Source organism: Streptomyces alkaliphilus (genome assembly GCF_014141535.1).
In the GTDB taxonomy this organism is placed as follows: domain Bacteria; phylum Actinomycetota; class Actinomycetes; order Streptomycetales; family Streptomycetaceae; genus Streptomyces; species Streptomyces alkaliphilus.
Genome location: NZ_VKHT01000444.1, coordinates 1 through 4,130, shown reverse-complemented (window position 1 = coordinate 4,130; position 4,130 = coordinate 1). Strand labels below are relative to the sequence as shown.

General features: G+C 70.0%; 6 protein-coding genes and 1 tRNA gene. 4 read left to right on the top strand and 3 right to left on the bottom strand.

Annotated elements, in window-relative coordinates; all coding sequences use genetic code 11:
• From FNQ90_RS28770 to FNQ90_RS28685, 3 genes are all read left to right on the top strand, one after another.
• Positions 1-278, top strand: a 278-nt coding sequence (locus FNQ90_RS28770; protein WP_228471197.1) for a hypothetical protein, incomplete at its 5' end; no start/stop codon positions are given.
• Positions 278-712 (top strand): MFS transporter, encoded by a 435-nt coding sequence (locus FNQ90_RS28690; protein WP_407699368.1) that lies wholly within the window; start codon positions 278-280, stop codon positions 710-712. The genes FNQ90_RS28770 and FNQ90_RS28690, both read left to right, overlap by 1 nt.
• 20 nt (positions 713-732) lie before the next feature.
• Positions 733-1,233 (top strand): MFS transporter, encoded by a 501-nt coding sequence (locus FNQ90_RS28685; protein WP_407699367.1) that lies wholly within the window; start codon positions 733-735, stop codon positions 1,231-1,233.
• A 153-nt stretch (positions 1,234-1,386) separates the two neighbouring features.
• Here FNQ90_RS28685 and FNQ90_RS14645 read toward each other — a convergent pair whose 3' ends face one another.
• Positions 1,387-1,875 (bottom strand): YajQ family cyclic di-GMP-binding protein, encoded by a 489-nt coding sequence (locus FNQ90_RS14645; protein WP_173019718.1) that lies wholly within the window; start codon positions 1,873-1,875, stop codon positions 1,387-1,389.
• Between the two features lie 169 nt (positions 1,876-2,044).
• Between FNQ90_RS14645 and FNQ90_RS14640 the strand changes: the two genes are divergently transcribed.
• A tRNA-Tyr gene (locus FNQ90_RS14640) sits at positions 2,045-2,126 on the top strand.
• Between the two features lie 124 nt (positions 2,127-2,250).
• On the opposite strand, the gene FNQ90_RS14635 is transcribed toward FNQ90_RS14640, so the two are convergent.
• Positions 2,251-3,651 (bottom strand): tyrosine-type recombinase/integrase, encoded by a 1,401-nt coding sequence (locus tag FNQ90_RS14635; protein WP_182606787.1) that lies wholly within the window; start codon positions 3,649-3,651, stop codon positions 2,251-2,253.
• A 62-nt stretch (positions 3,652-3,713) separates the two neighbouring features.
• Positions 3,714-3,905 carry a helix-turn-helix transcriptional regulator gene (locus FNQ90_RS14630; protein ID WP_182606786.1) on the bottom strand — a complete coding sequence of 64 codons (192 nt, stop codon included), beginning with the start codon at positions 3,903-3,905 and terminating at the stop codon, positions 3,714-3,716.
• Between the last annotated feature and the right edge of the window lie 225 nt (positions 3,906-4,130).

Here is a 4,130-nt window from a genome sequence, read left to right as displayed (position 1 = left end):
GGTCGGTGGGGGTTGCCGAACGCGCCGGAGGCCGTGACGACGGCCCGGGCCGCCCACCGTTCGCCGTCTGTGGCGATCACCTCGAAACCGTCGGAGCGGGGGCGGATCTCCCGCACCCGGGTGCGGAGGCGGAGGGGCGCGTCCAGGAGTTCGGCGCCGCGCAGCAGATGGGCGACGACCTCGTCCCGCCCCGGGTACCGGTCGGGGTCCCCGTCGAAGGGCAGTTCGGTCGGGGCGCTGTACCGGCGTCATCGACCGGCGGGGGCCCCGGGCGGTGATGACCGCCGGTTCCGTGCTCGGCACCGTCGCCGTGCTGCTCCTCGCCCTCGCCCCGAACCCCCGGGTCTTCGCCGCCGCCTGGCTGCTCGCCGGCGTCGCCATGGCGGCCACCTTCTACCAACCCGCCTTCGCCGCACTCACCCGGTGGTGGGGGCCGGCCCGGGTGCGTGCCCTCACCGTCCTCACCCTCGCCGGGGGACTGGCCTCGACGGTCTTCGCCCCGCTCACCGCCGTACTCGCCGAGCGTTACGACTCGCGTACCGCCTACCTGGTGCTCGCCGTGATCCTCGCCCTGGTCACCATTCCCGCGCACGCCCTCGCCCTGCGCGCCCCCTGGCCCCCTGCCGACCGCCCGCGGGAACCCTCGCCCACCTCCCCGGGGAGGGTGCTCCGCAGTCGTCCCTTCCTCCTGCTCAGGCGGCCTTCACGCTGAAGGGACTCACCGTCTCCGCCGTGGTGATCGCCCTCGTGCCGCTCCTCGTCGAACGCGGCGCGTCCGCGACCGTCGCGGCATGGGCCCTCGGCCTGAGCGGTGTCGGCCAGGTGCTGGGTCGGGTCCTGTACGCGCCCCTGGCCCGCCGGCTGCGGGTCGGCCCCCGAACGGTCCTGTTGCTCGGGCTCGGAGCGGTCGGCACGCTCGCCCTCGGCGCCTTCCCCGGACCGGTTCCGCTGTTGGTGGTCCTCGCGGTGGTGGTGGGAGTCATCCGGGGCAACCTCACCCTTCTGCAGGCCACCGCCACCGCCAACCGCTGGGGGACCGCCCACTACGGCCGGCAGTCGGCCGTCCTCGCCGCCCCGGTCACCGTGGCCGCCGCGCTCGCACCGGTGGCCGCCATCGCCCTGGCCGGGACGGTGGGCGGTTACGCCACCCTCCATCTGGTCCTCGCCGCCGTGGCCGGAGTCGCCGCGCTCCTCGCCCTCGGCGGCACCCCGCGCCCGACGGTGAGGGGATGACCGGGGGAGGAGGGGGATGGACCGGGTGCATCGGAAAACCGAACGGGGGCGCGTGGTGTGACCACGTGCCCCCGTAACGGACCGTCGATCGAGTCGGTGATCGGACCGCCGGTGTGCCGGTCGGCGGAGCCGGGCCCCCGGCCCCGCCGCACCTCAGCGGTAGTTGACGAACTGCACCGCGAAGTCGAAGTCCTTCTCGCGAACCAGTCGCTGGACCTCCTGCAGGGAGTCCCGGCTCTTGGAGCTGACGCGCAGTTCGTCGCCCTGCACCTGGGCCTTGACGCCCTTGGGGCCCTCGTCGCGGATCAACTTGGCGACCTTCTTGGCGTCGTCGGTGGAGATGCCCTCCTTGACGGTGCAGAAGAGCTTGTACTCCTTGCCCGACGCCTGCGGCTCGCCGGCGTCCAGCGCCTTGAGGGAGATGCCCCGCTTGATCAGCTTCGACTGGAAGATGTCCAGCACCGCCTTGGTGCGCTCCTCGGCGTTGGCCCGGATCTCGATCCGCTCGCCGGACCAGTCGATGGAGGCCCCCACGCCCTTGAAGTCGTAGCGCTGCGAGATCTCCTTGGCGGCCTGGTTCAGGGCGTTGTCCACTTCCTGCCGATCGACCTTCGAGACGATGTCGAAACTGGAGTCGGCCATGGTCTGGCTCCTCGTGCGTGACTCGGGGGAACGGGTATCCGGGCGCCAGCCTAGTCCCGCCCGCCGGTGATCATCCCGAGGCGAACCGAGTGGCGAACCACCCCCACCCATCGGGTATGGTTTACCCCGTCGCCGAGGCGCCGCAGCGCGCCGCAGGACGACATCCCGAGGCGGTGTGCCCGAGTGGCCAAAGGGAGCAGACTGTAAATCTGCCGGCTCAGCCTTCCCAGGTTCGAATCCTGGCGCCGCCACCGGAACGAGGAACCCCCTCCAACCTTGCGAAATCGCAGGTCGGAGGGGGTTTCTTCATGTGCGGGTGTTGACGGTCGACCGCGCGGGGTGTCTCACCCGGTACCGCCCGTATCCCGGCTTGGATCAGTCCGTCTTCCCCGGGTGTTCCCCGGATCCGAACCACTCGCCCAGCGCGTTCTCGATCTGTGTGTTGGCGCGCTCCCGGGTGTGTGACACCACCTTCGCGTAGACCCGGAGCAGTACCGCGATCGAGTGGCCGGCACGACGCGCGCACTCGGCGGGATCGACTCCGGAGCTGAGCCAGAACGACACGCCGGCATGGCGGAGGTCATACGGGCGCCGGGCGAGCATCGAGGCCGCCTCCGTCTCGGAGAGCACGGCGGCGCGGGCCGCCGCCCAGACCTCCCCGTAGCCGGTCTCCTGCAACAGACCGTTTCGGTTCGTCCGGAACAGTCGACCATCGGGTGCTGTGCCGTACGTCGTGAGGTGGCGCCGCAGCAGGGTGACGAAGTGCGGAGGGATGGGAACCGGCCGTGAGTCCTTCTCCGCCCGGGCTTTCAGCTGCCGTGTCTCGTGGGCCCTCCCGTCATTCGTCCAGGCCCGGCCCGCGCGCACGGTCCCCTGTCTGAGAGTCAACGTCCCCCATCCGCGATCCGGCAGGTGGCATTGGTCCGCTCGCAACGCCATCGCCTCCGCCGGCCGCATCGCCGCGAAGTACAGGCACCCGAAGAACGCTTCGAGATGGGCTCCTCGCGCTCCCTGCTCGCGAACCCCGCGCAGCAGTTCCCGGACCTGTCGCGGGTTCGCGACACTTCCGGGGTCCACCTCCTCGACCGACCGGGGGGCGGACCACTTGATGGTCGTCAGGGGATTGATGGTCGAGGAGAAGTACTGCTCCTCGACCGCGAGCCCCAGTACCTCGCTGAGGCAGGCACGCTTGCGCTGAGCCGTCTTCGGGGCCGCCGGAGTCCCGTCCAACTTCAGGGCGAGCGCGTCCAGGGCGAGTCGCATGTTCCTCGCGTCCTCCATCGCGGAAACGGGCAGGGAGTGCGTGGCGATCCAGCGCAGTGCCTCGGCCACTTCCCCCGGCGGCTCCTGCTCCCAACGCAGGAGGTTGTACGCCCAGCCGTACAGGGCACGCCGCAACACCTTCGGCTCCGGACGCCCAACCGTGGTGGTGACGAGTGCGGGAGTGATGGTGGCCAGGGCATCTGCGTAGTTCTTGCGGGACTTGGCCGGAGCCGCGGGCCATTTGCGCTCGATGTAGAACCGCGTGTGCTCGTACCAGGTGATTGCTCCCCGGAGCGCCCGGATCTCGGAGGCCGGCAGACCGGTCTCGGTGTCGAACTGTTCTCCCCGCCGAACCGCCGACATCAGCTCGGACCTGCGGCCGTCGGCCTGGGCCCGCAGCATGTAGCTCTTGGAGTACTTGCGTTCACCGACGAACCAGTGCAGACGGAACGCCTTGCGTCGGTCCTTCCGCGTTTCGATCGCGTAGATCCTCACGTCGTACGTGAGCGGCATCAGGTCTCCTCATGGATGAGGGGCCCGTCGGTACGGACGGGCCCCTCGGTGGTGCGGTGTGGTCAGGCGGCTGCGGTCTGCTCGTGGCTTTCCAACCACTGATCGAGGTCGTGACGGCGACAGCGGAGCTGACCGTTGGGCAGCTTGATGAGCTTGGGAGCCTTCCCCCGGGCCCTCATGCGGTAGAAGGCGGCGCGGCTCATGCCGATCTCGGCGAGCACATCGGGGAGCTTGAGCATCTCGGTGCGGGCCACGGTGGGGCACTCCTTCGGCCGGAGAAGTCGGTTACATCGGTTGCTTCGGTTACACCGCAGGTGGGAGGGGGTTTCCGGAGTAACCGGAAGGTGGGTGTAACCGATACGGCTCGGGTTACGGGGCATCGGCTGTGACCGGTGCGTATCGGTTACCGGCCCCGACCCCGGTTACTTCGTCGCCGCAGGTGGGGAGCGGTGTGGGGGTGGTTGTAACCGGTGTTACCG

What these genes read in the sequence shown, in the direction of transcription:
- FNQ90_RS14645 (WP_173019718.1), bottom strand. Translation starts at nt 1,875, where the DNA reads ATGGCCGACTCCAGTTTCGACATCGTCTCGAAGGTCGATCGGCAGGAA.
- FNQ90_RS14635 (WP_182606787.1), bottom strand. Translation starts at nt 3,651, where the DNA reads ATGCCGCTCACGTACGACGTGAGGATCTACGCGATCGAAACGCGGAAG.
- FNQ90_RS28690 (WP_407699368.1), top strand. Translation starts at nt 278, where the DNA reads ATGACCGCCGGTTCCGTGCTCGGCACCGTCGCCGTGCTGCTCCTCGCC.